Raw genomic sequence first — 23,228 nt, forward strand, 5'->3', positions numbered from 1 at the left:
CGTCTCGCCGAAACTCTTGCCTTGTTGATTATCGCACAGGCCACCCAATCATGCGGGCAATACATGGGCAAAGGCGCCACCACAGAAATCCACATTTTCTGCCAAGGAGCGCAAGAGCACCGGCTGCCAGTGGTTGAGATGGAACCTCGCGCTTTCCACGTCCGCCTGGGCAAGCAGATAGTCCCGAACTCCGTTTGGGCCGGCCCATTCGAATGACATTCTGATCGCCGTAACCTGGCTTGTGAGATAAATGTTGATCTCTCTGGCATAGCGCTCATTGAGTTTCAGTCGTTCAATCACATAGGCGAGACGTGCTCTCACGATGGCGTCGATGGCCGCGTTCGGATCGATGTCGAAATCTGCGACGAGACCACCCTCGTGAATGATGATGGTTGCCCGCAGAAATGGAACATTTGGAAGTTCCTCAAGATACGGATGGAAAAAGCGTTCGGCTGGATCATCGGCAACCGATTTGCTCTTTGACTGATTGCAGTCGTGGCAGAGCGGCACCAAATTTCGAGGGTACACGGCAAGAGCGTGGTAGGTTGACCGGGGCAGATGATGGTCCAATTCACGGGGGGGGGCGATACCGCAGATCGGGCAGAGTTCGACACCTGCCATAAGGTTGGCTCGAAGAGCAGCCAACTTTCTACCGGCTTGCGTAAAATCATAGCCACTGTGAATCGCGCTGCGGAACTCGACAGTCAGGCCCGCCCCTTCAAGTGGTTCTGCAGGCGCGCCAGACCCGGCATCATAAACGTCGTAGAGCGCAACGACACTGTCAAGTTCAGCTCCGGTTGCCGCGTAACCCTTCGACAAGCCCGTATGAATGTATGGTTCGACCGCGGCCGCTAGGTAGTCTCGCGCCTCGTCGCGAGAAGGGCATGCCAGTGACCTCATTGGCGTGCCTTTCGTGCTAGACCCGAGAGAATATAGGCAAGCGCCTGACCGCTTAGCGGGGGCGTGAAGTGCTCATTCACCTGCTCGACGCTGGTGTGAGCCTGCACGAGAATGTCGAGAACCTCGTGGAAATCCGTCGTGGATGCGGTCAAGCCGAAAGTGTCGTGGGTCAGCGTGCCGACGTTCTCTCCGAAAGTCTGTCTGGACGGCACCATGACGTCGAACTGATCTCCAACTCGGCGAATGACGCGCACATGTTGGGACAGGGTCTCCTGCAGGATTACCGGCGAATGCGTTGCGACGATTGCAAACGCATTTTTCTCCTCGAGGACCAATCGCAGCGCGTGCAGGACCCCCGCAATGAGAGGTGGATGCAGATGCGTCTCCGGCTCATCGAACAGCACCAGCGACTTCCTCGTCGTGTGAGCGACCAGCGAGGCGATTGCATGAAGCGTAATCTTGTGTCCGGTACTCCAGCTCAGGAAGCTCGATCGGGGATCAGCGCCGATCAGCGCCTGCCAATCGGAACTCGCCACATCGACGAATGAGGCGTCTGCCAGCACTGGCTGCAGGGCAGCTTCGAACAGCGCGCCATCTCCATTGGCAGTGATCTGCCCGACCAGACGAACGAACTCGTCCGCCAGTTGCTCGAGCGATTTCAGCTTTGTGGTGGGTCTGCGATCGACGGCGTCGACGGTTGCTCTTTCGTTATCCGCCCGAGGCCGGGACCTTGCTGTCGCCAATTGTTCGCGCACTTCGGCAACGACGTCGCGCAGTCCGGCATAGACGTACCGCCCTCCCCCCTTCTCGATATCTGCTGCAATCTGCTCCAGTTCAGTCTCGTAGAGACCGGGGACGGAAAAGTTTTCAAACGCACTGTAGGAGACGGCGATAATGCGCATGAACCCAACCGAAGGTGGATCAAACACGCCAACCGACATCAACTGAGGCCAGGCCCTGTCGGACGGGGACGCAAAGGCGACGCGAGCAATTCGCGCGAGCAGTGTGCTTTTGCCCGATCCGTTCCGCCCGATGAGGACCATCACGCGCCGCGGCAGCAGAACCTCGCGCTGGCTGGGCCCGAGTTTGCGTCTGGGGCCGGAATAAAAAATCGGACCAGGGGCATCGAAATAGAGCTGGACCGGAGATGACCACCCGCCGGGATGGAATTTGAATGAGAAGTGCAGGTCTGGAAGCTCGTTTGCACTGCGCGAGTGGATAGCGCCGGCGTCGGCAAGAAAGCCATCGGGATCGATGTTGTCTCGAAAGAGAGATATGCGCCAACCCTTTTCCTGGTTGAACACCTGTTCGAGCTGGGGGTTGGCGACGACGTCATTGAGGATGGACAGTATCTCATCGCGATCTGCCGACGGAATCTCGTTGAGCCGCTGGTAGTAGTCTAGGGAGTTACCAACCGATCCAAATTCGGGCGATAGCCTTTCGAAAGATTCCGTGATTTGAATGTCGTCCTGCTCGGACTGGCCGCGTCGCAATATCTTTACCGGCCCTAAAAGCGTCGGAGGTTGCCCTTCCTCTTGATGGTAGAGGTGATACTGAGTCTTGAATGAATAATCGTTCCAGTGGTCCTGCTGGAGTGCGAACTTCGTCGGAAACGACTGCACGCCTTTTCGGCTTGGAAGCAATATATTAACGACCATTGGCGCCTTCCCTCGACCTGGACACACTGTTTTTCTGCGCGTCTACGCTTGCCCCACTGTCCAACAGACCGGCCAGAAATTGTTCGCGGTCGACACTTGGCGTCGAAACGGCAGAACCGATTAATGCACACACCACTTTTCGAGCGATCTCTCTGGCCGCCCGCTTGTCCCGACCGGAGATGTCTCCCATCGGCTTGCCATGGAGAAAGTCACTTCTGAGCTTGAAGAGGTCTCCATAGGCCGTACCAGTCGCGGCGTCGCCCAACAGCCCGGAAATTCGAAGGCACACACGGTGGGTCGCGCCCTGTTTCACCCCGCCAAGCCGGGGACGTTTTTTGTTATCATGATCTATGGGTGAGCCCAAAGCTGCTTCAATGGTCGAAATATGAGCGAGGAACTCGTCGATTCCGTCCGCCTGGAAGCCCCTAATGAAAAAGTGCGCTATAGGCCGCGCGAACAAGGACGCTTTGCGTGCGGATACAATGTCATCCCAAGCACTATCGTTCAGCCAGGTGATTTCATGATCGCTACCTTCATCTAGCGGATAGAGGAGCGGCCTTTCGTACTCATGGTGTTCGCCATTGTTATCAACATACCCTGCTGGCTCCCAAGTCAGGCTATCAGGGGTCGGTGGGGGAAGCCGCCGAGCAAAGACATCGGAATCGACGGTGTAAACCCACGGCAATACAAATCCTCGCCACTCCGTCTCCATAAGGTCGGCGATGTTTTCCCATGGGATCGTGAGAAGGCCGAAAAGGGCAGCTTCGACCGCCGGTGGAAGGCCTGTCTTGTAGGGTTCAATCCTTCCAAAATCCTGACTGAGATCCACGAGCAGACCGGGCAGTCTTCTGCCCTCCGGCCCCATGTCGTCGTGCCGAACCTCCTCGCTGACGACGAGCCAGTTGAACTGGGAGAAACGTCCACTATCGAGCGACCAGTTTTCGTTCACGCGTTGAAGGATACTAACGTCGAAGAGCTGCTCAAGCTCGGCCGCAGAAAACCGCCGCACTTGGTTTGGGCCAAACGAGATCGCCGGAAGGCGCGATGCCAGATCGAGCGGGCACAGGTGCATACGCCTCGATGCGGTGCTCCGGATGGCCTTGTCGAGACCATCCAGTATCTCGGCCGCAGTCGCTGCCAACTCAGAACCCTGGCCACCGACGAGGCAGGCCAAGCCGAGCCGCCGCAGTGCCGAGGCCAGCGAAAATCGTAACATCGAGCCAGGTCTGACGTGGGGATATCGGGTTTGGCACAGCTCCACAAAATGGAGAAAGGCCGGCAAGTTCTGCAGGTGATTGATATCTGTTTCCGGCACCTGGGCCAGTTGTTCGAGTTCGTGGAGAAAGTCGAGGGGAGGAGCGGCCTGGTCGTTCATGACGATCGCTGTCCCGGTAAATTTCGATAAAGAACGATCCGGCCGGTTGGCACGATCTGGGTTAGGAAATCAAAATCGCGGACGTTGCCGGTCAGCACGCTGGCGCCCAGCTGACGCGCCTGCAGGAACACGAGGGCGTCATTGATGAAGCGACGCTCGTGCCCCTCCCCTTTCGGCAGATTACTCAGCCGAAATAGAAGACCCGCCAACATGCCGGCCTGACCCCAGATGGCCGCGTCTGGCGCGTGGAGCCGATGGTCTGGAATGTCCTCTATCGTCGCTGCGACCGTTTCGAGCACCGTTTTCGTGGAAGCATGTTTTGGGTCGAGCCGACCAAAAGCGTGGGTCAGCTCGGACAGACACACCACCGAATGTTGGCAGAGGCGATATGTGAGCAGCGTGTCCACTTCCACGGGCGATCGCCCCTGCAGCACGTCCAGGTAGACGCTGGTATCCAGAAACAGCGCCCCCCCAATCGCGGGCTCGTCAGCAACCCATGGGAGATCGCCGTCGCGCCTGCGTTCCAACGTTCCGGCGTGTTTTTGAGGCTTTAACGATCGGAGAGCTTCGGGAAGATCAAACCCCAAGATCAATGTCCGACGGGATGCTGCCCTTGCGTGCGACCAGACGGACGCCAAAGTCGTCTTCTAGGGCCAGCCGCGACAGCGCCAGTTCCAACAGCTCCGTGTCAGAAGTGACATGGGCGCGCTTCTTGGCCGCCTCGATCAATTCGGAGGGAACGCGCCCCGAAACCCGGGTATTCTTCGCGGCGCCAAGCAGACCGGCGGCTTTCGCTTGTTCCAGCACAAGCTTATTGCGGGTAGAAGCGATCGTTGCTTCGCTGCCTACGGCCGTCCGTGTTTGCGCAGCCATAAGAACCTCCTGTGTTGAACGGAATATAGATTGCGTTGAACGCCGAGGCAAGGCTTAATGAGTGCTTGCTGCGGGACGTCAGGCAAGTGAAGTAAGCCTATCGCCTTGATCGACTGGGGAGATCGATGGATTCTGTGCAAATCGAAATCGCGCGTTTCCTTGCCGAAAAAGCGATGCGGCAAACGCGTGCGACATATCAGCAGGTAGGGGATGCTGTCGGGTGGAACCACCCAACAGGGCGCGGCCTGGGCAAGAACCTGGAAGTCGTCCTCCACGCCCTGCATGATCGCGGACTTCCGCCGCTCACGACAATTCTGGTCAAGCGTGGTGAGAGACATCCTGCATCGGACGCAATGACGTATATTCGCGGAGCTTTAGGCGATATCGACATCGAGGCCGCCCAACGCGACGTGTTCGCCTTCGATTGGGGTTCTGTCCCAGACCTGGCGCCCGATAGCGACAGACTTCCTAGCGGCCGCGATCTTTGGCTGACATCATTCTGGGGATTTGACCCTGCGGGTTGGGGGTGCATCGGCTTTGCCGACGAGGCCAAGCGGAATCGATACCTGAGACTGTCCAGTCCCAACGCATTGGTGGCGATCTATGTCACCAAGGGCAAAGGGCCCGAGCAGATGAGAGGTAAGGTCGTTGGCGTCTTGGAAATGTCGCACAACGCCGGACATGCCAGTCAGTTCATCGCAGGCGATCACTGGGCCGAGAAGGAAATGGACCCTGCCTCAAGAGGCAAATGGCTGCTCGCGGTTCAAGCAACACGTGCGTGGCGGATCGTTCAGGAAGACTGGAAGCCTGTGGAGCGGCTATTTCCAGCAGCATACGCAAGCGCGCACGCAGAATACATTGGATCCAGTGGCGTCCAGGTCAGCGCGGCCGAAGCAGAGCTTCTTCTGCAACTCGATGTCTATGAAGTGCCGGTGTATGGGCAAAAGAGCCGCGTCAACGGCGCAATCCAGACCCTCGAGTCCGCCTTGTCGCCAAGTCGCGCGATCCCACCCGCCACCGAACCGTATTGGGTTGGCGAAACCGATGGCCCCAAACATCTCTACATATTGGAACTCAGCGGCGATACATCGGCTTATCTGGGGCGGCCGCCCGCTGAAGTTGATGGCCGGACGATCATCAAGGTCGGGTTCTCCCGAAGCCCATCGGCCCGGCGCGACCAGATCCAAAGCGCCTATCCAAATGGGCAATTCAAATGGGTGATAAAATACCCCCAACCCATTCCAGATGCCGCACCGTATTCGAGCGCCAAGGTGGCGATTGTCGGCGAGGATGCCATGAAGCGGCGTCTTGTAACTGAGGGGGCTGAGGTGCTGGGTGGGGAATTCTTCCTTGTCGAAGACTGGCTCGTTCACAGCACCTGGAGCGCGGGCAGATTTGCGGCAGGGACGGTTATGGAGGGCTGACCGAGATTCAGGTGTTGGCTTCGCGTCCCCAGAAATCAGCGCTGAAATTGTTTAGCTGTTCACCGTCACCCAGCCGAACCTCGAACTGGTCGGGAATGCTGGCGCCGTCATTGCCCGCCCGAAAATAGTCGCGCACGGACCAATGAGCCAACTGCTCGAGGTCCTTCCATTCGCGAAACAGGTTATTCTCCAGGTCCTCCGCAACTTTGCGGGCGCTCGGCTTTCGCTTCGGCTTCGGATGAGCGAGTGCATGATGGTCGAAACGGGGCCGGAACCTATGCTTGAAAACGATCGAGCTGGAAGCCCAGTCATCCTCTGCCGTTCGGCGCCACTTGTAGCTAACACGAACCTGCATTTCTTCGGTCAGACGGAATGGAGGCATCGCCGGATCGTGAACGAGAAATAGCTGGCCGTCGCGTTCCTCTACCTGGACGCGATGCTTCATCTGGCCAACAGCAAACGTCAGATCACTGCCGGCCTTGCGTGCAGAATACAGCGTCTCATCCCGCTTCCTTGCCGACTTCGCGATCCTGTAGGCAGCGAGCGCCCTGTCTAAATATCGAAGTTTTGAGGCCACGTGCTCACCGCAGTCGTAGAGTGGTAGGCTGCTGAGCTTTCCAAGGTGCTCTGACCTGATAGCCTCATCAACCAAGTCATGGAGCTCGCCGCTGTTGAGCGCGTCGATGGCCTGCTTCTCGCGGGTACTTAGGTTTACCAGCCCCATCTCTACTCTCCCTCCGCGTAGATTAGATTGCGACGCACTCGAACGTAAGTCAATTCACTACCTAGCAAACCAGCCTCTTCCATGCCTTCGAATTATGGCAAATCTCGCAGAGTAACATCTGCGTTTTGAATCAGATTAATCCTCTCCCGAGCTAAACGTCTCTACGTCTTCAGAAACGTCACCCCGACCTTGGCTCCGCCGACTGAGAAGCCCGGCATCCTCGAGCATCTCCATATCAGGCAGATCTCGCAGCGTGTCGAAGCCAAAGGCTGAGAGAAAATGTTTCGTCGTCACGTAGGTGTAGGGCGCGCCGGGCGTCGGACTTCGCGGCCCGGACGAAATAAACCCCGCGCCACGCAGTGACCCGATCGTGTCGCGACTAACTTCCTTGCCGAAAGTCTTAGACAACTCCGTCCGCGTGACCGGCTGAAAATATCCCACCGCCATCAGCACCATCGCCTCGAACTCGGATAACGCCGCCGCCCCTCCCCGCGTCGGCGCCGAAGAAGCCCGGATCGTTTCCGCGAAACGTGGTCGGGTTCGGTGCTGCCATCCGCCGGCGACCGACACCAGTTCATACGGCCTGGAACTGAGTTCCTCGCGCAAATCATCGATGAGCAGATCGACGCTGCAGTCTTTGCCGACCACCTGCGCCAGCGTTTCGCGGGAAACCGGCTCAGCGGAAGCAAAGATCACCGCCTCGACCCGCAGCATCCATTCCCGCCAGCGCATCTCCGGCGGGAACTGTTCCAGTTCACGATCATAAAGAGGATCCTCTGCGGCGTTCGCCTTTCGGCGCGATGATTTGGGTGCAGTTGATCCGGCCATGGTCACAACCCAAATATCCGGAAGGAGGAACGACCGGAGAGCTCCCGTACCGCCTCAAAGCCTTCGAGACGCTCGAATAGCCGGGTGGCCGCCCAGCGCGACAGGTTGCTGCCGGGCGCAGAGGCCGGAACGGCATCCTCGCTCAGCAACCTGCGGATCACCCGCTCGGCGCCTTTGGTGCGCAACTTCGGCGCCACGGTCAGCAATCGCGCCGCGCTGCGGTCGATCTCGACGGCGGAGCGCAGTGCAGCTTCGACGCCATCGACCAGCGCCAGGCAGATGGCTTTTGGATAGGCCGGCTCGCCCGGCCGCACACGGCCTCTGCCGCCAAGTGTTCGGAAAGCCGAGCCGTAGCGTTCGGGCAGCAGCAGCGGTAGGGCTTTGGGCCATTTCAGCATATGGGCCAGCACCACGTCGGCGAGGCCCAAAGCCAGGATCTCGGCGTCCGGGCAGGGGGTCGTGATCGCCGATATCAGATCGGCGATCACGAGGGGTGCCGCCCGCCCGGACTTGATGGCGGTATCGAACACGTCTGGGATTGAAGTAAGGCCGTCATCCCAACGGATCCCCAGAAGCGCGGCAAGCTCCTTAACGAATGGCGTTGTGATTGTCCCGGATTGGCGCGTCAGCATTCGTGTGGCGGAAAACAGCTTTCCGGCAGGACCTGGATCGTCACCAGCGGCGGTCAGCAAAACGGCGTCGCGGATGGTGGGTTCTTCCTCGCTGCGGCCGAGCATTCTTGCGGCGACGGTGGCTGATTTGAGCGCCAGTCGATCGCGCCAGCAGCCCAGCCACGGTGGGTCGGCACGGATCAGATCGTCGAGAGATTTCAAGGCGATACCGGCGGCGAAGGCGGCGTCGGATTCCCTCATGTCGTGCGTTCGCGGCCGCGTCCAAGCTGGTAGGCGGGGCGACCAGGCGGGGGCCGTTAGAGCAGATGGGGCGGGCGAATCCATGCGCAGGAGTGTAGATTAGATGCGCGGTTAATGCCAGTATTAATGCGGTAAACCGCACGCCACGTCGCCGCACGATTATGTCCGATAATCTTGCATTATCGGACGTCGTGCTCTTTATATGAAGAATGGCCCAAATCATCGAGCAGAGCACCGAAATTCACGTTGAGGAGACCTCAGCGACGTCTCTCAGCACGGCTTCTGACCGTGATGTTTCCGCGCCGGACGTGTCGGGCGATAGCCCCCTTCCCTCTCTCGTCGGCGAGAATCAGACGCCAGCTCACCTCGCAGGCCTTGCCGATCGCGCCAGGGGTTACGTCGAGGCGGCGAGTTCGGCGAATACCCGCAAGGCTTATGCCTCGGACTGGAAGCATTTTGCTGCTTGGTGTCGGCGGTCCAATCTGGCTCCGCTCCCCCCGCACCCGCAAACAGTTGGGCTCTATATCACCGCATGCGCATCCGGCAGTGCCATTGGCACGCCTATAAGAGGTGCCAAGGCCCACTCCGTCTCAACCATCGAACGGCGCCTCTCTTCGCTTGCCTGGAACTATGTCCAGCGCGGCCTGACGCTTGATCGCAAGGACAGGCATATTGCCACGGTGATGGCCGGCATTCGTAACAGCCATGCCAGGCCGCCCGTCCAGAAGGAAGCGGTTCTGGCAGAGGATATCATCGCCATGGTCGAGACGCTTGATCGCGGCTCTCTGCGCGGCCTGCGCGACCGTGCCATGCTGCTCATCGGATTTGCAGGAGGTCTTCGCCGCTCCGAGATCGTTGGCCTTGATCTGAAGGCAGATCAGACCGAAGATGGGCGCGGCTGGATCGAGATCCTCGACAAGGGAATGCTCGTCACTCTGCGCGGCAAAACCGGATGGCGGGAAGTCGAAATTGGCCGCGGTTCTTCAGACATCACCTGCCCGATCGCGGCAGTCGAGACTTGGGTCAAATTCGCCAAGCTTGCGCACGGTCCCCTCTTCCGTCGGGTCACGGGACAAGGCAAAGCGGTTGGGCCAGACCGGCTGAATGACAAAGAAGTGGCTCGGCTGGTGAAGCGTGCTGCGATGGCGGCCGGCGTTCGCGGTGATCTTAGCGAGATCGAGCGTGCGTTTAAGTTCTCCGGTCACTCCCTTCGTGCTGGGCTCGCTTCGTCTGCCGAAGTCGATGAGCGATATGTCCAGAAGCAACTGGGGCACGCGTCCGCGGAGATGACCCGTAGATACCAGAGACGACGTGATCGCTTCCGCGTGAATTTAACCAAGGCTTCAGGTCTTTAGCAGGCCCCTCCCCTCCTCCGCATGAAATCGCAAGCGAAGATTTCAGTGCCGAATTTCTCGCTTAGCGCTTCAATTGAAACCGGGAGCTAAAAGCCACAGCCGGCCCGGAAAGCCGGCTCCATCAGAGCAGTCATGCTGATTCTCGCGAGATCATAAGCCATTGAAATCATGGTAAATGATTTCCTACAGGAACTCTATATCAATATTTCGGTTCCTCACATGGTATGAATTCGGGTTGGTGCGCTGACCATCGATAAGTACATCTTATCGAGGGTGATTGATTTCGGGCCGCAAATCAGAAAGAATCCGGTAAGTCCCTGGCCGCTCGGCCGTCGAAACCGTCGATCGTGAGGTTTGCTATGGCCATGCTGCCCCGTTCAAAGACCGCCGTCGATCGCCGGGCCGACGAGCTCGACACCATCGCCAGCGTGCTGCCTATCGACCGCCGCGACGAACTGGCTGAATTGCTCACCGACCAGGATATCGAAACGCTGCGCCATCTGGTCAACGAAGGCATGGGCGAAAACACCCTGCGCGCGCTCACCTCCGACCTTGCCTATCTGCAAGCCTGGTCGCTGGCCGCAACCGGTGCCTCCCTCCCCTGGCCGGCACCCGAAGCCTTGGCTCTGAAATTCGTCGCCCACCATCTCTGGCAGCCTGATCAGCGCGACATCGACCCCCAACACGGAATGCCGGCTGATGTCGAGCAGAACCTGCGCGAACAACGGTTTCTCAGATCGTTAGGGCCGCATGCGCCCGATACGGTGCGCCGGCGGCTTGCCAGCTGGTCGACGCTGACGAAATGGCGCGGGCTGACGGGTGTCTTCTCCTCCCCTTCGCTGAAGTCCGCGATCCGTCTTGCTGTCCGCGCGACACCGCGGCCAAGGAAACGCAAAAGCGCCAAGGCGGTGACCGGCGACGTCTTGGCAAAAATGCTCGCGACCTGCAGCACCGACAACCTTCGTGATATCCGCGACCGGGCAATCCTGATGGTGGCTTTTGCCTCGGGCGGACGGCGTCGCAGTGAGATTGCCGGTCTGCGCAGGGAGCAGCTCACCGCCGAGCCACCAATCACCGTCGAGGGGGCCCCTCCCCTCCTCTCTCTCGCCATTCACCTCGGTCGCACCAAGACGTCAGGTGCCGAAAGCGATGAGGTCGTTTATCTGACGGGTAGACCTGTGGATGCGCTGAATGCCTGGCTTGCGGCCGGAAGGATCGAGGCGGGGAGCATTTTTCGGAAGATCGATCGCTGGGGGAATGTTTCGAAGCGCGCGCTGGAGCCGAGTGCAGTCAACCAGATCGTCAAACAACGGGCGGAGATGGCTGGACTGGAACCTGGGGAGTTTTCGGCGCACGGGCTGCGGTCGGGTTATCTCACGGAGGCTGCCAATCGTGGCGTTCCCTTGCCAGAAGCAATGGAGCAGTCCCGACATAGATCGGTCCAGCAGGCCTCCAGTTATTACAACAACGCAAGCAGGCGAACAGGACGGGCTGCCCGCCTTTTGCTGTAACCGATTATTCCATAGTGAGACGCGGCCGTATCTATCAAATGCTGCCAGAACAGCTTTTGGGCCGAGATATGCAAAGTATCGCGCGTACGCACAACTTTACGCGCCAGCCGAAGCGATTGAACAGACCCCAACATTTGATAACTCAGACCTACTGCGTAGCTCTGTAAAACAAAGCCCGCCCGGTGGGTATCAACTGCAGAAGGTAGTCAAAATCGGTGACATTGGCTGTGAGGACCGTGAAGCCCAATTTCTGCGCCTGTAGAAAGAGAACACAGTCCTGAAGTGCTCGCAGGCGCGCATCTTTTTCATAGCCCTGAAGGCGGCACAGCATGCCGGATAGGAGTGCTGCCCGCCCCAACACGTCAGGATCGGGCGCGAAAATACGGTGCGGCTTCATGTCCATGATGGTCACACCTATCTGCCGGACCGCTCCCTTGGTGCCGGGGTGTTTGGGATCTAGGACGCCGACAGTGTGCATCAACTCCTGGATAGCCACAGTCGAATGATTGCTTATCCTGATATCGAGGAGATCGGCAACGACCTCCGGCGCACGTCCCTGCAGGCCGTCGATATAGACACACGTATCCAGAATAATATCTTGGCCACTGTCTGCCCGATCACTGACGAACGGGAGTTCCTCGTCCTGCCGTCTTGCTAAAGTGCGATAGGGATCAAACCGAGCCCAGCGGAGCGCCGCGTCGAAATCAAAGTCCGACAATTTAGAAACCCAGCTTCATATCGGGATCTACTGTACCTTGCGTCTTGCGGAACGTGGCTCCGAAATTGTCGTCCAGGGCAACATTTGCCAGTGCAAATTCGATCAGATCCGTGTCTGTCTCGATACCCGTATGTTTTTTTGCCTGTTCAATGAGAGCAGGACTGATACGGCCGCCGATCCGCTTGCTCTTTTCACCCAGCAAGCCGGAATGCTCAGCGGCTTTCATCACGGCTTCGAACCGGGCCTTGCTGACGGTTACAAACTGTCCAGCCTTCGCGGACCGGGCGGCCGCCGTGAGAACGCCGTCGGGCGACGACGATGTGATGGTTTTTTCGCGGCCTTGTTTTGTCATAGACGTCTCCAGAGATCACAATAATGTCTGACATTATCGGTCTTTGTCTGACAATACGCGATTTGCACTTGCTGTTCAAGGCTGCAGCGAGGAACCGAGGTTGCTGCCTTTCCGAACCACCCCTCTCAATCCCGATCTGCCGCTGATGATCGGGTGCATCGGTTCGGTTTCATGCGTCATTGAGGGCACGGAGCATAACCCTCCCGATTGCGCTGTTTCTCACCCCGCCTGATTTTAATCTCGATGGTCCGAGGACCAACTGCCTTTAGGCGTAGGTCTCTTAGAGATCCTTAGCGTCCGCCGAAAGCGAGAGGATGAATGACCGCCTCGCGAGCCAACGCCTTCCGCCCAGCCGTCTCGCTGATAAGCGTCCCATCACGGGGCTTCCGGCCTGGCGCTGGGCTGGTCTGTTCATCGGTCTTTTGATAAGCTTCGTCATCGGTCTGTCGGCCGTGCAGATGCTTGCGGTTCAAGGCCTTGGCACCGCGATACCACTCGACCCGACGCGGCGGCTGGTCACGACGGGGATCTACAGCTATATCCGGAACCCGATGCAGCTGTCGGCAGCGTTGTCCTGGGTCGTCCTCGGAGCGTTCCTCGACAACATATGGATCGCCGCGGCTGCCGTCATGGCCTGGATTTTCGTGGAAGGCATTGTGCTGGCACCACCGAAATGACCTGCAGCAGCGGTTTCCCCAGTCCTGGGCGGACTATCGCAACGCCGTTCCGGAGTGGTTGCCACTCTGGCGCCCGCATTGCACCGCAACTGCAATCCGACCTCGTTCGGCTGCCGACGATCCCGGCAATACTCAACGAGACTCTACGGCTTTTTCCGCCCGCCTATACGCTTTTTCTCCGTGAAGCCTTGCGCGATGTCGACATCCAGGGAAATCGGATCCGTCGCGGAGACCTTGTTCAGGTCATTCCCGACATCACGCAACGCGATGAGCGCGTCTTCGAGAACGCCGAACGATTTGAGCCTGCCCGCTTCATGCGCGAGCCGGATTGGCCGCCCTACGCCTACCTGCCCTTCAGCGCCGGACCGCGTGTCTGTATCGGACAGAATTTTGGCCTGATGGAAACGGGACTGGTGCTGGCGACCGTGCTGCAGCGCATGCTGCCAGAACAGTGCGACCAGTTGCCGAAACCGGTGGCTCGGTTCTCGCTCCGGCCTGCCGGGGGCCTCGTTTTAAGATGGCGAACGCGGCGCTGACCACGCGCCGTTGACGAACCTATGGCTTTGTCCGTGAGGCGGCACGAAACAGCGCGCGCGATGACCGAACCAGCGGTAGCGATTGCGGGCGATGAATGCGTAGACGATGTCGCGAAGAGAACGGGGAAAGATGGAGAGGATGCGAAGAGCGCGCCAGGGCATCGAGAGGTGCCACATCAGGGCCAGTCCGGCATCGGAGCGCACAAGTCCGCGATCGCCTTCGATCACCAGATAAGTTTCATCGAGATCATCAGCCGTCAGTCCGTGCCGCGCAGCCATCTGCGTTCCCTCGTCAGACCACGCGGAAACAAACCTCATCGTCTGATCGCGTTCGTGACGGAGGAGGAAGTGAACCCATGACGAGCAAAGCACACAGTCCGTATCAAACACGACGATTGTCGATGATTTGTCATCGTTCCCATACATGTCCTTGCTCGCTCCAGTGGCCTGAATGTCTCGTCGTGCTCGGCCTCTCGGGCTGTTGGATACCGGTAAACTACAGCCTGCGAAGCGCACGTGAACATCCTATATCGCGTCTTTCCCATCAGGGTTAAGAGGAGGAGTTGTCTCGCTGCAGCCAATTCAGAAAATTCCGCTGAACGGATCTACGAGCGCATGAGCAGAAACACGCTTCGGGCATTCACGTCCCTTGCCTATCTGCAGGCCTAGTCGCTCCGCGACCAGCGCTTCCCTCCCCCTGGCCTGCACCAGAAGCCCAGGCTCTGAAAGTCTTCGCGAACCATCTGTGCAGACCGGAACAGCGCGACATCGATCCTCGCCACGGATGCCGGCTGGTTTGCACGAGCAAGGCTAATCTCGATCTTCGGTACCACATGTGGCCAATACTGTGCGACGGCAGCTCGTCAGCTGGTCGATGCTGATGAAATAACGCGGGCTGTCGGGCTTCTCTTTCTCCACTGCCCTGAAATCCACGATACGCCTAACCGCACGGTAGGCACCGCAACCGGGCAATTTTGATGGTAGCGTATGCGCCCGACGAGCGCTGTCTTGTGGATGCGCTCGGTGGCTGGCTTGCGGTTGCCAAGATCGAAAGCGGGAGCAATTTTCTAAAGCTCGGTCGCTTGGGCAATGTTTCGAAGCGGGCACTGGATCAGAGTACGGCCAATGTGATCGTCAAAACATAGAGCGGCGTAGGCTGGGCTGGAACACGGGAGTTTTATGCGCATGGATTAAGGTCAGGGCTATCCGATGGTTCACAATTGCTGCGGAAAAACGCCGGACTGAACCGGACCAAATTTGACGGGAGCTCCAAGGTGAGAGACTGGAGCCGTTCCTTGTAAGTTCCGAAGCGAGTGCGTCGATTAAACGAGCCGATAATAAATTTCGCGCGTCTTGCACCTTCGCTCCGACAGCCTGTGGGTCGATCCGACTGTCCTGGACTAACGCACCGTCAGCGACAGGCCATACGATGATTAGAATCCTCCGCTGAAGTAGGCCTCTGACAGACTGGTTCGCATGCTGGTAGCTACTTTAATCACTCGTCTTCGCTACATTGTCCTTTATCAATAGAATCAATGCTTTGCGATGTTGTCAGCTGACGACATCGTTCGCTTTCTGAACGCCCTCAACCTTTGCGACCGCCGGATTATCTCAGGCCCGCATCTCGCCGCCTGAGTTTGCTTTCAGCAGCGCCATCAACATGGGACCAAGCGAAAACTCACCGCGACGGGTTCTCGATGTCAAATTACGTAGATATCCCCCGGCCGAATTGATGTGCCCTGCTCGCTCAAGTATCGCTGCCATTGCAACCGCGGCGTTTTCGGGTCCCATCGCCTCGCAAGCGTCCTGATAGGCCGACGCGGTCACACCCAAAGTCGAGCGGACAACCACCGCGGCCGACATAAGGTCCCTCCAATTTCGGACTTCGCCTCCCGGCCCATAGGACTCTATCTCGGGGCATGCCCGCATAACCAACCCAATTGGGAAAGCTTTTAAAGGCTCGGCCTGAAGGCTTCGATTTTGCACGGCCGTTTTGCCCAACTCCATTTCAGAGCTCGGTTCAAGTTCAGTTATAGAGTCGGTATTTGAATTCTGTATGTGGTGACGGATACCGCTATCACTGGTGTCGGATTCTTGCGGAAAAACTTGGCATTGCAGTATGTTAAGAACGCCGTCACGCAAAAGCGACAGTTCGTCCAGGATTGCTTCAAAGTCCGTTTTCGATTTGGCTGTCCGCAGCCGCCCTACTGCCGCTACATACGTGGTCTCGATCGTCGCCCAGTCACCAGCCGCGCCGTCTTGAATCGCAGCAGTAATGAGCTTTCTGACATCCCTGCGGGCGATAGTCGTGCGTTCTTTGACGAACTTTAGACGTCGGGCATCTTCGGCAACCTGTTGCGCCATGAGCGCGAATTCCTCCGACCTTGCAAGTAGGGGGCTAAGACTGAATCCGTAAGCGGTCTCGACAGCACCGTCCCTTGCACGCCTCACGTAACGCTTGCCATTGGGGCTGTCGTTGCGATTGATCAACCCAGCATTTACCAGCACAGCTAGGTTCTCTCTCAAGGTCGTGCCCGCGATACCGTTTGCTCGAGTGATCAACTGGGCATTAGACGGAAAGACGACGAGGTTTTTGCCGTGGTTCAGTTCCGTTTCGGGAAAAAATGAAATGAGAGCGTTGAGTACGGCAAGCGCACGATCGCGCAAACCAAGAATCGCTCGCGCATCGCAAACGTCACGGTACACTTTCCACTTATCAGCAGACTTTCCATCCCGAATCTCGGATGTCTTGAATTGGGCTCTGACCAACGCAAGCGTCATAGGCCGCCGCCCGAAGGGCGTCGTTACACTTCCATTATGCATTTTTCTTCTACCTCTCGATCGGCAAAAGAAATCCGCTCACCAAAACGGCGCCAAGACTCTTGACTGTGATTCATGAAAATGCGATTCTCAGGCTGCTTAGACCAATGAGAGAGGCTTCCATGACGGCAACGTTTGGGGGCCTTTTTCTTTTGCGGTTTCTTCCTTTTCTAGCTCTCGGAGCCGGACGTGGTCTTCCGGAAGTTCTCGTAAAGATCGGGGATACGATCCATCACGAACTTGGCAAAAGCCTCGTCTCGATCTCTATCGATTTGGATCTTGCAGACCTTGCCTGTGACAGCGAGAGTCGCAATCTCTTCTCCATCTACAGACTTCGCGATTAGGGCCGTGGGTCTTACCGAGTTCGGCTTATCGACTGCCTTAACTGCACGAAGGACTGCAATGAAGCGATCATCTGAGGACTTGTGGCTGAACGACTTATCATTCGTCGCTTTCCGCGCTTTGACATCGACGCCGTCGGCCTTCAGAATGTCAGCAAGCTCTTGCCACCGGGGGCGGCCAATTTTCGGAGCTCTGCCAATCGCTTCGGTCAACCAGCCGGGAACTGCTCGGCCCACGTTGATAAGCTTTGACGCCTCTTGGCGATCAACTGAAAGAGCCGTCTGAATGAGCGTCCGGTCAAAGCCACCGTCTTCGAGTTTCAACGCAAATATTGAGCGCTCAATGAAGGTAAGGTCTTCGCGCGCAGAGTTTTCGATCCCCTGCGCAACAACGAGGCGATCGTCTCCTAGCTCGCGTACATAAGCTTTGACCTTGATGCCAAGTTGATTGGCCGCACGCACACGACGATGGCCATAGGCAATCTGGTAGCGGCCTGTCTCGCTCGGATGGTTACGAACGAGGATTGGTATCTCCTGCCCGTGCTCCGAGAAAGAGGTCTTGAGCGCTTCCAGAGCGGACAGGTCTTGGTCCGCGAAACGATCGGCGAAAGGGGAGGGGTCAATAAGGGACGGATCGAGGTCAATCGGCAGAGCGCCTTCTGCAAACTGCCGCTTGAGTTCCTCGTAGTCTCTTTCAACTTCCGAGAAAGTGTCCTTCAGGGACCGCACCGCGCCTGATGCTACACGCTGCATCGGTTGGCGGGTCTCCGCCGTCGGCACGACATCTGGCCCAGCGGCAAAGAGATTGCGGACTGACTGAGTTCGTTTGCTCATCTATGGTCTCCCCGATCAAAACATCTCGCTTGCCGACCCAGCGGCATCGTGTCGTCAGCTGACAACAAGGTAAGCGGTTGATTTTCTTGAGGGTGAAGCATGTTTATCTGCCCCACACATCGTTAATTAGACCGACAGCTTCGTGGTTGACGGCATTGATTGATTCCATGGCGCGGTCGTAGGTCGACCGCCCGACTGCGCCGCGCGACAACTCATAGAGCGATTGTTTGGTCAAACCGGCATTGGCGATCGCCGTTGACTTCCAAGCTGCTGCAGCCATGACATCCGTCCCAAATACATCACGAAGCAGGCCGACGATTTCCTGTTCCGGGACGTCTCGCGGGTCATGGCGAGTAACCAGAAAGCGTAAGAAATCGTAATCGAGCTTGCCTCCAGCTTCCTCAATGACGGAGACAAGATCCGATGTCATGAGAAGGAACTGACTCATAGACGCTACGTCCACCATCTGCGGATGAACGGTGACAATCATGCTGGTAGCTGCGTTCAAAGCGCCCATGGTGAGGAAGCCCAGCTGGGGAGGGCAGTCAATAACAACGATGTCGTACTCGTCTTCGACTTGATTGATTGCGCTCGCGACACGTCTAAAGAACAGGTCCTCCGGCCGTCCGCGGTTCTGGAGCATGAAGCGCGGCGTTTGATGCTCGAACTCCATCAGTTCGAGATTGCCGGGGACGATGCTGATGCCCGTAAAGTAAGTCGAACGGATCACATCCTTCATCGGCACACGTTGGTCGTCGTATCTTATTGCGCCATAAATGGTGGCATTTTCAGCAACGTCGAACTCGGGTTGATACCCGAACATCGCGGAGAGCGAGGCCTGAGGATCCAGATCGATTGCGAGAACCCTGTAACCCTGCAGCGCTAAACCCTGTGCGAGATAAAGTGAGGTGGTCGTTTTGGCGGAGCCACCCTTGAAGTTCGCGACTGTGATGATTTGAAGTTTGTCACTTTCCCGACGGCGCGGCCAAAATCGCCCAGCTTCTTTCGGGCGCGCTTCAGCGAGGTATCGCCGCAACTCGTTGATCTGCTCAAGGGTATACGAGCGGCGCCCTCCGGTACCAATGTCGGGAGTGGGCCCGAGACCATCCAGCGACAGTTGGCGCAGGTACCCATCAGAAATTCCAACTATTTCGGCAACTTCACCAGAAGTGAATGAGCGAAGCGACTTTTGCGCTGTCGGTGGGAAAGCGCGTTCGCCAACCGCACGAAGTCGCGCAGATAGCGCCTCAGCACGCTGCGTGATATGCGCGGACGTTGCTGCCCTGTTTATGTGCCTGTCGATCACGTTCAATGTAGCCTCAAGTTCAAGACGGTTTGCAAGCGTCAGACGCGCGTATGCCGTCTCAAGATAGCGCACGATTCTATCAGTGCTGCAAGAGAATTAGAGTTAACAAGAAGTGAACGAATTTCCGTCGCATAAGCAGCTCAACTCGATTTACTGACGATGATTCAAGGATTTCCACCTGTTCTCTCTTGTTGGCGCTGCAACGGCAAAATGCAGATTTGCACATAAATCTCCTCATCGTAGCCCACCACGAGCTCCCTTTCTAAGAGCCGGACCAGCGAGTTGCTAGAATCACCTGAGGTGCAGATCTGCACGTAGGCAAGCGGTGAAGAGCGCCATCGCGACTTCCTGAGACAGATGCACCGTCTTTGAGCGACGGTATTTGGCGTACGTCTCGCCTGGGACGTCTCCTAACACCGCAGGAGAAGAGCGCGACCAGTACGATGATTGCAGACCGACTTATCTTCTGGCAATTGCCGACCGTGGAACGGTCGCAGGTTGCGTTCGTCTCCTTCCAGCTTCTGGCCCGACAATGCTGGAGCAGACCTTCCGCCAGCTTCTCGATGCGGTTCGCTCCGCCCTCATTCTGGCATGGTCGAGAGTTCGCGCTTCTGCGTCGATACGTCCTTGGCCGCGGGAAGGGGAGGGGGCCAGCTCCATCTTGCGACGCTCACCATGTTTGCCGGTATCATCGAATGGTCGATGGCGAGCGGCTACAGCGAAATCGCCACGGCCACCGATCTCCGCTTCGAGCGCATCCTGAAGCGAGCGGGATGGCCGATGCGGCGTCTCGGCGAACCTGCTCCGATCGGCAACACCATCGCCATTAACGGGAGCCTGCCGGCCGACCGCGTCAGCTTCGAGCAGGTATGCCCGCCAGGTTATCAGTCGTTCCATCGGACCGACGGAGCAATGCTCAGGAGCGCTGCGTGATCCAACTGCGCTCCCATCCCCGCCTGGTCCGCAAACTGCAGGACGCACTCGGTGACCAGCTCTTCATCGCGCTCGACGACACCACCGTGGTCGAGATCATGCTCAATCCGGACGGCCGTCTCTTCATCGAACGGCTGGGGCACGGCTTGGCACCCGCTGGCGCGATTAGCACCGCCGCAGCCGAAGTTGTCATCGGCAGTGTTGCGCATGCGCTGCAGTCGGAGACCAACGACGAGCGGCCCATCATCTCTGGTGAACTTCCGATTGGCGGACACCGCTTCGAGGGCCTGTTACCGCCGGTGGTCTCCAGACCAGCATGCACCATCCGCCGCCGAGCCTCGCGTCTTATTCCACTGACCGAGTATGTGAAGTCGAAGGTGATGACCGAAGCCCAGGCATCTGCCATTCGAAGCGCGATCGACGCTCGGATGGACATCGTCATCTCAGGTGGCACGGGATCGGGCAAGACGACACTCGCCAACGCCATCATCGCCGAGATCGTCACCGCGACCCCGGTCGATCGGATGGTGATCCTGAAAGACACCGCCGAAATTCAATGCGCGGCCGAGAACGCCGTGTCACTGCATACCAGCGATACTATCGACATGGCCCGCCCGCTGAAAAGCACGATGCGCCTGCGTCCGACCGCATCACTGTCGGCGAGGTCCGCGACGGCGCGGCACTGACGCTGCTCAAGGCCTGGAACACAGGCCATCCCGGCGCGTCACCACAATTCATTCCAACACGGCGATTTCAGCCTTGCGCCGGCTGGAGCAACTGACGGCGGAAGTCAGCCAGCAGCCCATGCACGAGGTGATCGGCGAAGCCGTCGATCTCGTCGTCTCCATTGAGCGAACCGGGAAGGGGAGGCGGACCATGAGGTAATCAAGCGTCTTTCTCTTCAAAATACGCTTTAAACGTTTCGTCAATGAAGTTGTAAAACTTCGGATCGCTTGTGATCGCGTATTTTTCCTTCAGACCATCGTCTGTTATACAATCCCATATTTCCCGATTTAATTCCTTTTTGGATGAGCGGTTAATTGGAAATCCGGGCGCAAATTTGTCGCTTTTTTGCATGGACTCTATCAAAATGCGTCTGGTCATAGATAACGAACGAAGCGCCTTTGTATCCGTCCGCCAAGCTCGATACTTCGAACCCACCAAACTAAATTTCTCCAGGATTTCGGACCCGAGAAAATATATCTGAACATAAACTGGTGCACTTCCAATATAAAGAATAACCTTACCGCTGCGTCCCTGACGAAAACTTGCGAAACTCCATTCATCAGGACGAATTTTGCGACCTGGATCATCGTCAGAAACCATTCCCCAGGAAGATATCTGCTCGGCAACAAGGAGTTCCTTCACCTCCTTGAACCATTCGTGGAACGGGGGGAACGCGCATAGTTCGCCATCAAAATCGTAGTAGCTGTCGAAAAAGCTTGTCTTAGTAAGAGATACCTTACTGTACCCATTTGCGTGTATCGACCCGGGTTTGAAAAGCCTCGACGGAGCGGCCCGACTTAGTAGTTTTGCCGTACCAGAATGATAGCGGCCAGGCATGTTCCGCAACCAGACCGCTGACGACTGACAACTTTCAAAGTGATGACGAAGTGCTTTCATTGGGTCTTTAGTGGCAATCCATGTTGCCACCATCTCCGGCGTCCAGAGGTCAGGAAGACCATCAACCGAGATTTTCGCGGGCACAGACTTAAACGGGGTTAACCCCATTTTTTCGGCTCGACGCTCGGCTTCCTCCGGCGTCAATCGGCCCATAAGCACTCCTAGTTCGATCTTATCACGAAGTTTTTCAAGCCTAAGTTCGCGTGGATATTTTGGAAATCGAGGGTCGTCGGGATAGATATCTTCAAGATCCGCACTGCTTTCAGCAGTTCCATCGTTGTAAGCCTCTAAGGCTTCCTCGTTTACCGGCCTCGTCATCATCGCGGTCAAGTCAATCGTCATATTCACCTCGCTGGCTTCAAATGAAGGTCTACCCTCCACAGGCTAACAAGGCTCCAAGGGAGTTGCTTAGCCAAGGCTTAAAGCTATCCGTGTGAAACGATGTGAGGAACCTAAAAGGTCAATTTTCTACAGCAATATCAACTGCTTAAATGTCAGTTTGTGCTGTGAACGTTCTGCATGGATCAAGGCCCCCTGTCGGTGCTTTAAGGTGGCACCGGACAAACAACGTGGAGCCCTTGGATGCCGACGCAATGCCTCAAACACACAATTGGACTGACGACACCGCTAATGTCAACTCCACTCGGCCCTCCCCCGAGAAAATCGACTTCGACAGCAAATAATGGAGAGACCCCGCTCCCTGCGGTTGTCCGCAGCAAGCCAAACATTTCGTTCGTGCACGGTCTTTGCGACATCCGCCACGACGAGGCTGAGGCTGTCCTGGCTCGGGTTCCCAGCAAGAGTGTCGATCTGATCTTCACAAGCCCGCCTTACAACATTGGCAAGGCGTACGAGCGCTCGACGTCCCTGGCTGCTTATCTTGAACAGATGAAGCCGATCATCCGCGAATGCCATCGCGTTTTGTCGGACCATGGATCGATGTGCTGGCAGCTCGGAAACTATGTTCACGCCGGCGAGGTGGTTCCGCTCGATCTGGAATTTATTGCGATGTTTCGCGCGCTTGGCATGAAAGTGCGCAACCGCGTTGTGTGGACCTTCGGACATGGTCTGCACTGCTCGCGCCGTCTTTCGGGTCGCTACGAGACGATCGTGTGGGTTACCAAATCTGACACCTACCACTTCGATCTGGATGTGATCCGGGTGCCGCAAAAATATCCGGGAAAGCGTCACTTCAAGGGACCGAAGAAGGGGCAGCTGAGCGGAAATCCACTCGGTAAGAATCCCGGCGACGTCTGGGATATCCCCAATGTCAAACACAACCATCCCGAAAAAACCGCGCACCCGTGCCAGTTCCCGGAGGCACTCGTCGAACGCTTCGTGCGTGCGCTGACGGCGCCGGGCGACTTGGTTCTCGATCCGTTTGCGGGGGCCGGCACGGTTGGAGCCGTCTGCAACGGTCATGGACGCCGCTCGATCCTGATCGAGAAGGAGCGCGCGTACGTGGACATCGCTCGGCAGCGTCTCAATGAGGCGGCGGTGCGTAAGATCGGACAGCACGGCTAGGCGCCGGTGTAGCTCCGGCTCGCATCCTCACGATCAAGCAGGTT

The 23,228-nt window shown here is 57.4% G+C and carries 22 protein-coding genes and 2 pseudogenes; 9 read left to right on the forward strand and 15 right to left on the reverse strand.

The genetic code is table 11. The features are described from left to right. Positions 1–48: 48 nt before the first annotated feature. From BLW69_RS22625 to BLW69_RS20845, 5 genes are read right to left on the reverse strand one after another with little or no spacing between them, the layout of a single operon-like run. On the reverse strand, positions 49–900 hold the full coding sequence (locus tag BLW69_RS22625; protein WP_139283912.1) for an HNH endonuclease: 852 nt from the start codon (positions 898–900) through the stop codon (positions 49–51). Further along, positions 897–2,558, reverse strand: a complete 1,662-nt coding sequence (locus BLW69_RS20830) for an AAA family ATPase (protein ID WP_092664884.1) — start codon at positions 2,556–2,558, stop codon at positions 897–899. The genes BLW69_RS22625 and BLW69_RS20830 overlap by 4 nt, the downstream gene beginning before the upstream one ends. Continuing rightward, the gene (locus tag BLW69_RS20835; protein ID WP_092664887.1) at positions 2,548–3,933 is read right to left on the reverse strand and encodes a hypothetical protein; all 1,386 of its coding nucleotides are present in this window, start codon (positions 3,931–3,933) and stop codon (positions 2,548–2,550) included. Before BLW69_RS20835 ends, BLW69_RS20830 begins: the two co-directional genes overlap by 11 nt. Further along, a complete protein-coding gene (locus BLW69_RS20840) occupies positions 3,930–4,520 on the reverse strand; it encodes a type II toxin-antitoxin system VapC family toxin (RefSeq protein ID WP_092664890.1) in 591 nt (196 codons plus the stop codon). Before BLW69_RS20840 ends, BLW69_RS20835 begins: the two co-directional genes overlap by 4 nt. Continuing rightward, positions 4,510–4,806, reverse strand: coding sequence for a hypothetical protein (locus BLW69_RS20845; RefSeq protein ID WP_092664893.1), 297 nt, complete (start codon positions 4,804–4,806; stop codon positions 4,510–4,512). Before BLW69_RS20845 ends, BLW69_RS20840 begins: the two co-directional genes overlap by 11 nt. Positions 4,807–4,931: 125 nt before the next feature. On the opposite strand from BLW69_RS20845, the gene BLW69_RS20850 reads away from it, so the two are divergent. After that, positions 4,932–6,230 (forward strand): hypothetical protein, encoded by a 1,299-nt coding sequence (locus tag BLW69_RS20850; protein WP_092664896.1) that lies wholly within the window; start codon positions 4,932–4,934, stop codon positions 6,228–6,230. Positions 6,231–6,237: 7 nt separating this feature from the next. On the opposite strand, the gene BLW69_RS20855 is transcribed toward BLW69_RS20850, so the two are convergent. From BLW69_RS20855 to BLW69_RS20865, 3 genes are all read right to left on the reverse strand, one after another. Then, positions 6,238–6,954 (reverse strand): hypothetical protein, encoded by a 717-nt coding sequence (locus tag BLW69_RS20855; protein WP_092664899.1) that lies wholly within the window; start codon positions 6,952–6,954, stop codon positions 6,238–6,240. A gap of 135 nt (positions 6,955–7,089) precedes the next feature. Beyond that, positions 7,090–7,782 (reverse strand): SMC-Scp complex subunit ScpB, encoded by a 693-nt coding sequence (locus BLW69_RS20860; RefSeq protein ID WP_092664901.1) that lies wholly within the window; start codon positions 7,780–7,782, stop codon positions 7,090–7,092. Positions 7,783–7,784: 2 nt separating this feature from the next. After that, a complete protein-coding gene (locus BLW69_RS20865) occupies positions 7,785–8,738 on the reverse strand; it encodes a DUF1403 family protein (RefSeq protein WP_092664904.1) in 954 nt (317 codons plus the stop codon). A gap of 125 nt (positions 8,739–8,863) precedes the next feature. On the opposite strand from BLW69_RS20865, the gene BLW69_RS20870 reads away from it, so the two are divergent. Further along, positions 8,864–10,009, forward strand: a complete 1,146-nt coding sequence (locus BLW69_RS20870; RefSeq protein ID WP_092664906.1) for a site-specific integrase — start codon at positions 8,864–8,866, stop codon at positions 10,007–10,009. Between the two features lie 359 nt (positions 10,010–10,368). After that, positions 10,369–11,520 carry a site-specific integrase gene (locus BLW69_RS20875; protein WP_092664909.1) on the forward strand — a complete coding sequence of 384 codons (1,152 nt, stop codon included), beginning with the start codon at positions 10,369–10,371 and terminating at the stop codon, positions 11,518–11,520. 148 nt (positions 11,521–11,668) lie between these two features. On the opposite strand, the gene BLW69_RS20880 is transcribed toward BLW69_RS20875, so the two are convergent. Together BLW69_RS20880 and BLW69_RS23040 are read right to left on the reverse strand one after the other, a co-directional pair. Then, positions 11,669–12,238 carry a type II toxin-antitoxin system VapC family toxin gene (locus tag BLW69_RS20880; protein WP_092664912.1) on the reverse strand — a complete coding sequence of 190 codons (570 nt, stop codon included), beginning with the start codon at positions 12,236–12,238 and terminating at the stop codon, positions 11,669–11,671. A gap of 1 nt (position 12,239) precedes the next feature. Next, positions 12,240–12,590 carry a hypothetical protein gene (locus BLW69_RS23040; protein WP_244508918.1) on the reverse strand — a complete coding sequence of 117 codons (351 nt, stop codon included), beginning with the start codon at positions 12,588–12,590 and terminating at the stop codon, positions 12,240–12,242. A gap of 314 nt (positions 12,591–12,904) precedes the next feature. Between BLW69_RS23040 and BLW69_RS20890 the strand changes: the two genes are divergently transcribed. Together BLW69_RS20890 and BLW69_RS20895 are read left to right on the forward strand one after the other, a co-directional pair. Then, on the forward strand, positions 12,905–13,267 hold the full coding sequence (locus tag BLW69_RS20890; protein WP_092664914.1) for a methyltransferase family protein: 363 nt from the start codon (positions 12,905–12,907) through the stop codon (positions 13,265–13,267). After that, positions 13,264–13,803 carry a cytochrome P450 gene (locus BLW69_RS20895; RefSeq protein WP_162759577.1) on the forward strand — a complete coding sequence of 180 codons (540 nt, stop codon included), beginning with the start codon at positions 13,264–13,266 and terminating at the stop codon, positions 13,801–13,803. The genes BLW69_RS20890 and BLW69_RS20895 overlap by 4 nt, the downstream gene beginning before the upstream one ends. Here the strand turns inward: BLW69_RS20895 and BLW69_RS20900 are convergent. Further along, positions 13,780–14,229 carry a thiol-disulfide oxidoreductase DCC family protein gene (locus tag BLW69_RS20900; RefSeq protein WP_092664920.1) on the reverse strand — a complete coding sequence of 150 codons (450 nt, stop codon included), beginning with the start codon at positions 14,227–14,229 and terminating at the stop codon, positions 13,780–13,782. The two genes, BLW69_RS20895 and BLW69_RS20900, sit on opposite strands and share 24 nt — an antisense overlap. A 551-nt stretch (positions 14,230–14,780) precedes the next feature. On the opposite strand from BLW69_RS20900, the gene BLW69_RS22885 reads away from it, so the two are divergent. Then, the gene (locus tag BLW69_RS22885) at positions 14,781–14,948 is read left to right on the forward strand and encodes a site-specific integrase (protein WP_175487301.1); all 168 of its coding nucleotides are present in this window, start codon (positions 14,781–14,783) and stop codon (positions 14,946–14,948) included. A gap of 466 nt (positions 14,949–15,414) precedes the next feature. Here BLW69_RS22885 and repC read toward each other — a convergent pair whose 3' ends face one another. The 3 genes from repC to repA all read right to left on the reverse strand — a co-directional run bounded on the left by repC (position 15,415) and on the right by repA (position 19,110). After that, positions 15,415–16,626, reverse strand: coding sequence for a plasmid replication protein RepC (repC, locus tag BLW69_RS20905; RefSeq protein WP_092664923.1), 1,212 nt, complete (start codon positions 16,624–16,626; stop codon positions 15,415–15,417). A 167-nt stretch (positions 16,627–16,793) separates the two neighbouring features. Beyond that, a complete protein-coding gene (repB, locus tag BLW69_RS20910) occupies positions 16,794–17,798 on the reverse strand; it encodes a plasmid partitioning protein RepB (RefSeq protein ID WP_092664926.1) in 1,005 nt (334 codons plus the stop codon). 103 nt (positions 17,799–17,901) lie between these two features. Beyond that, positions 17,902–19,110 carry a plasmid partitioning protein RepA gene (repA, locus tag BLW69_RS20915; protein WP_092665045.1) on the reverse strand — a complete coding sequence of 403 codons (1,209 nt, stop codon included), beginning with the start codon at positions 19,108–19,110 and terminating at the stop codon, positions 17,902–17,904. Positions 19,111–19,461: 351 nt separating this feature from the next. Between repA and traI the strand changes: the two are divergent. Together traI and trbB are read left to right on the forward strand one after the other, a co-directional pair. Further along, positions 19,462–20,037: pseudogene (traI, locus tag BLW69_RS20920) on the forward strand (acyl-homoserine-lactone synthase TraI). Further along, positions 20,034–20,922 (forward strand): annotated as a pseudogene (gene trbB, locus BLW69_RS20925) (P-type conjugative transfer ATPase TrbB). The pseudogenes traI and trbB overlap by 4 nt, the downstream one beginning before the upstream one ends. Here trbB and BLW69_RS20930 read toward each other — a convergent pair. Further along, entirely contained in the window at positions 20,923–22,002 is a 1,080-nt protein-coding gene (locus BLW69_RS20930) for a hypothetical protein (protein ID WP_092664929.1), read from the reverse strand. It lies immediately after the preceding pseudogene. A gap of 288 nt (positions 22,003–22,290) precedes the next feature. Here BLW69_RS20930 and BLW69_RS20935 point away from each other — a divergent pair, with 288 nt between their 5' ends. Then, the gene (locus BLW69_RS20935) at positions 22,291–23,184 is read left to right on the forward strand and encodes a DNA-methyltransferase (RefSeq protein WP_092664932.1); all 894 of its coding nucleotides are present in this window, start codon (positions 22,291–22,293) and stop codon (positions 23,182–23,184) included. The last annotated feature ends 44 nt before the right edge of the window (positions 23,185–23,228 follow it).

The organism is Rhizobium sp. NFR12, assembly GCF_900108545.1.
Taxonomy (GTDB): Bacteria; Pseudomonadota; Alphaproteobacteria; order Rhizobiales; family Rhizobiaceae; genus Neorhizobium; species Neorhizobium soli.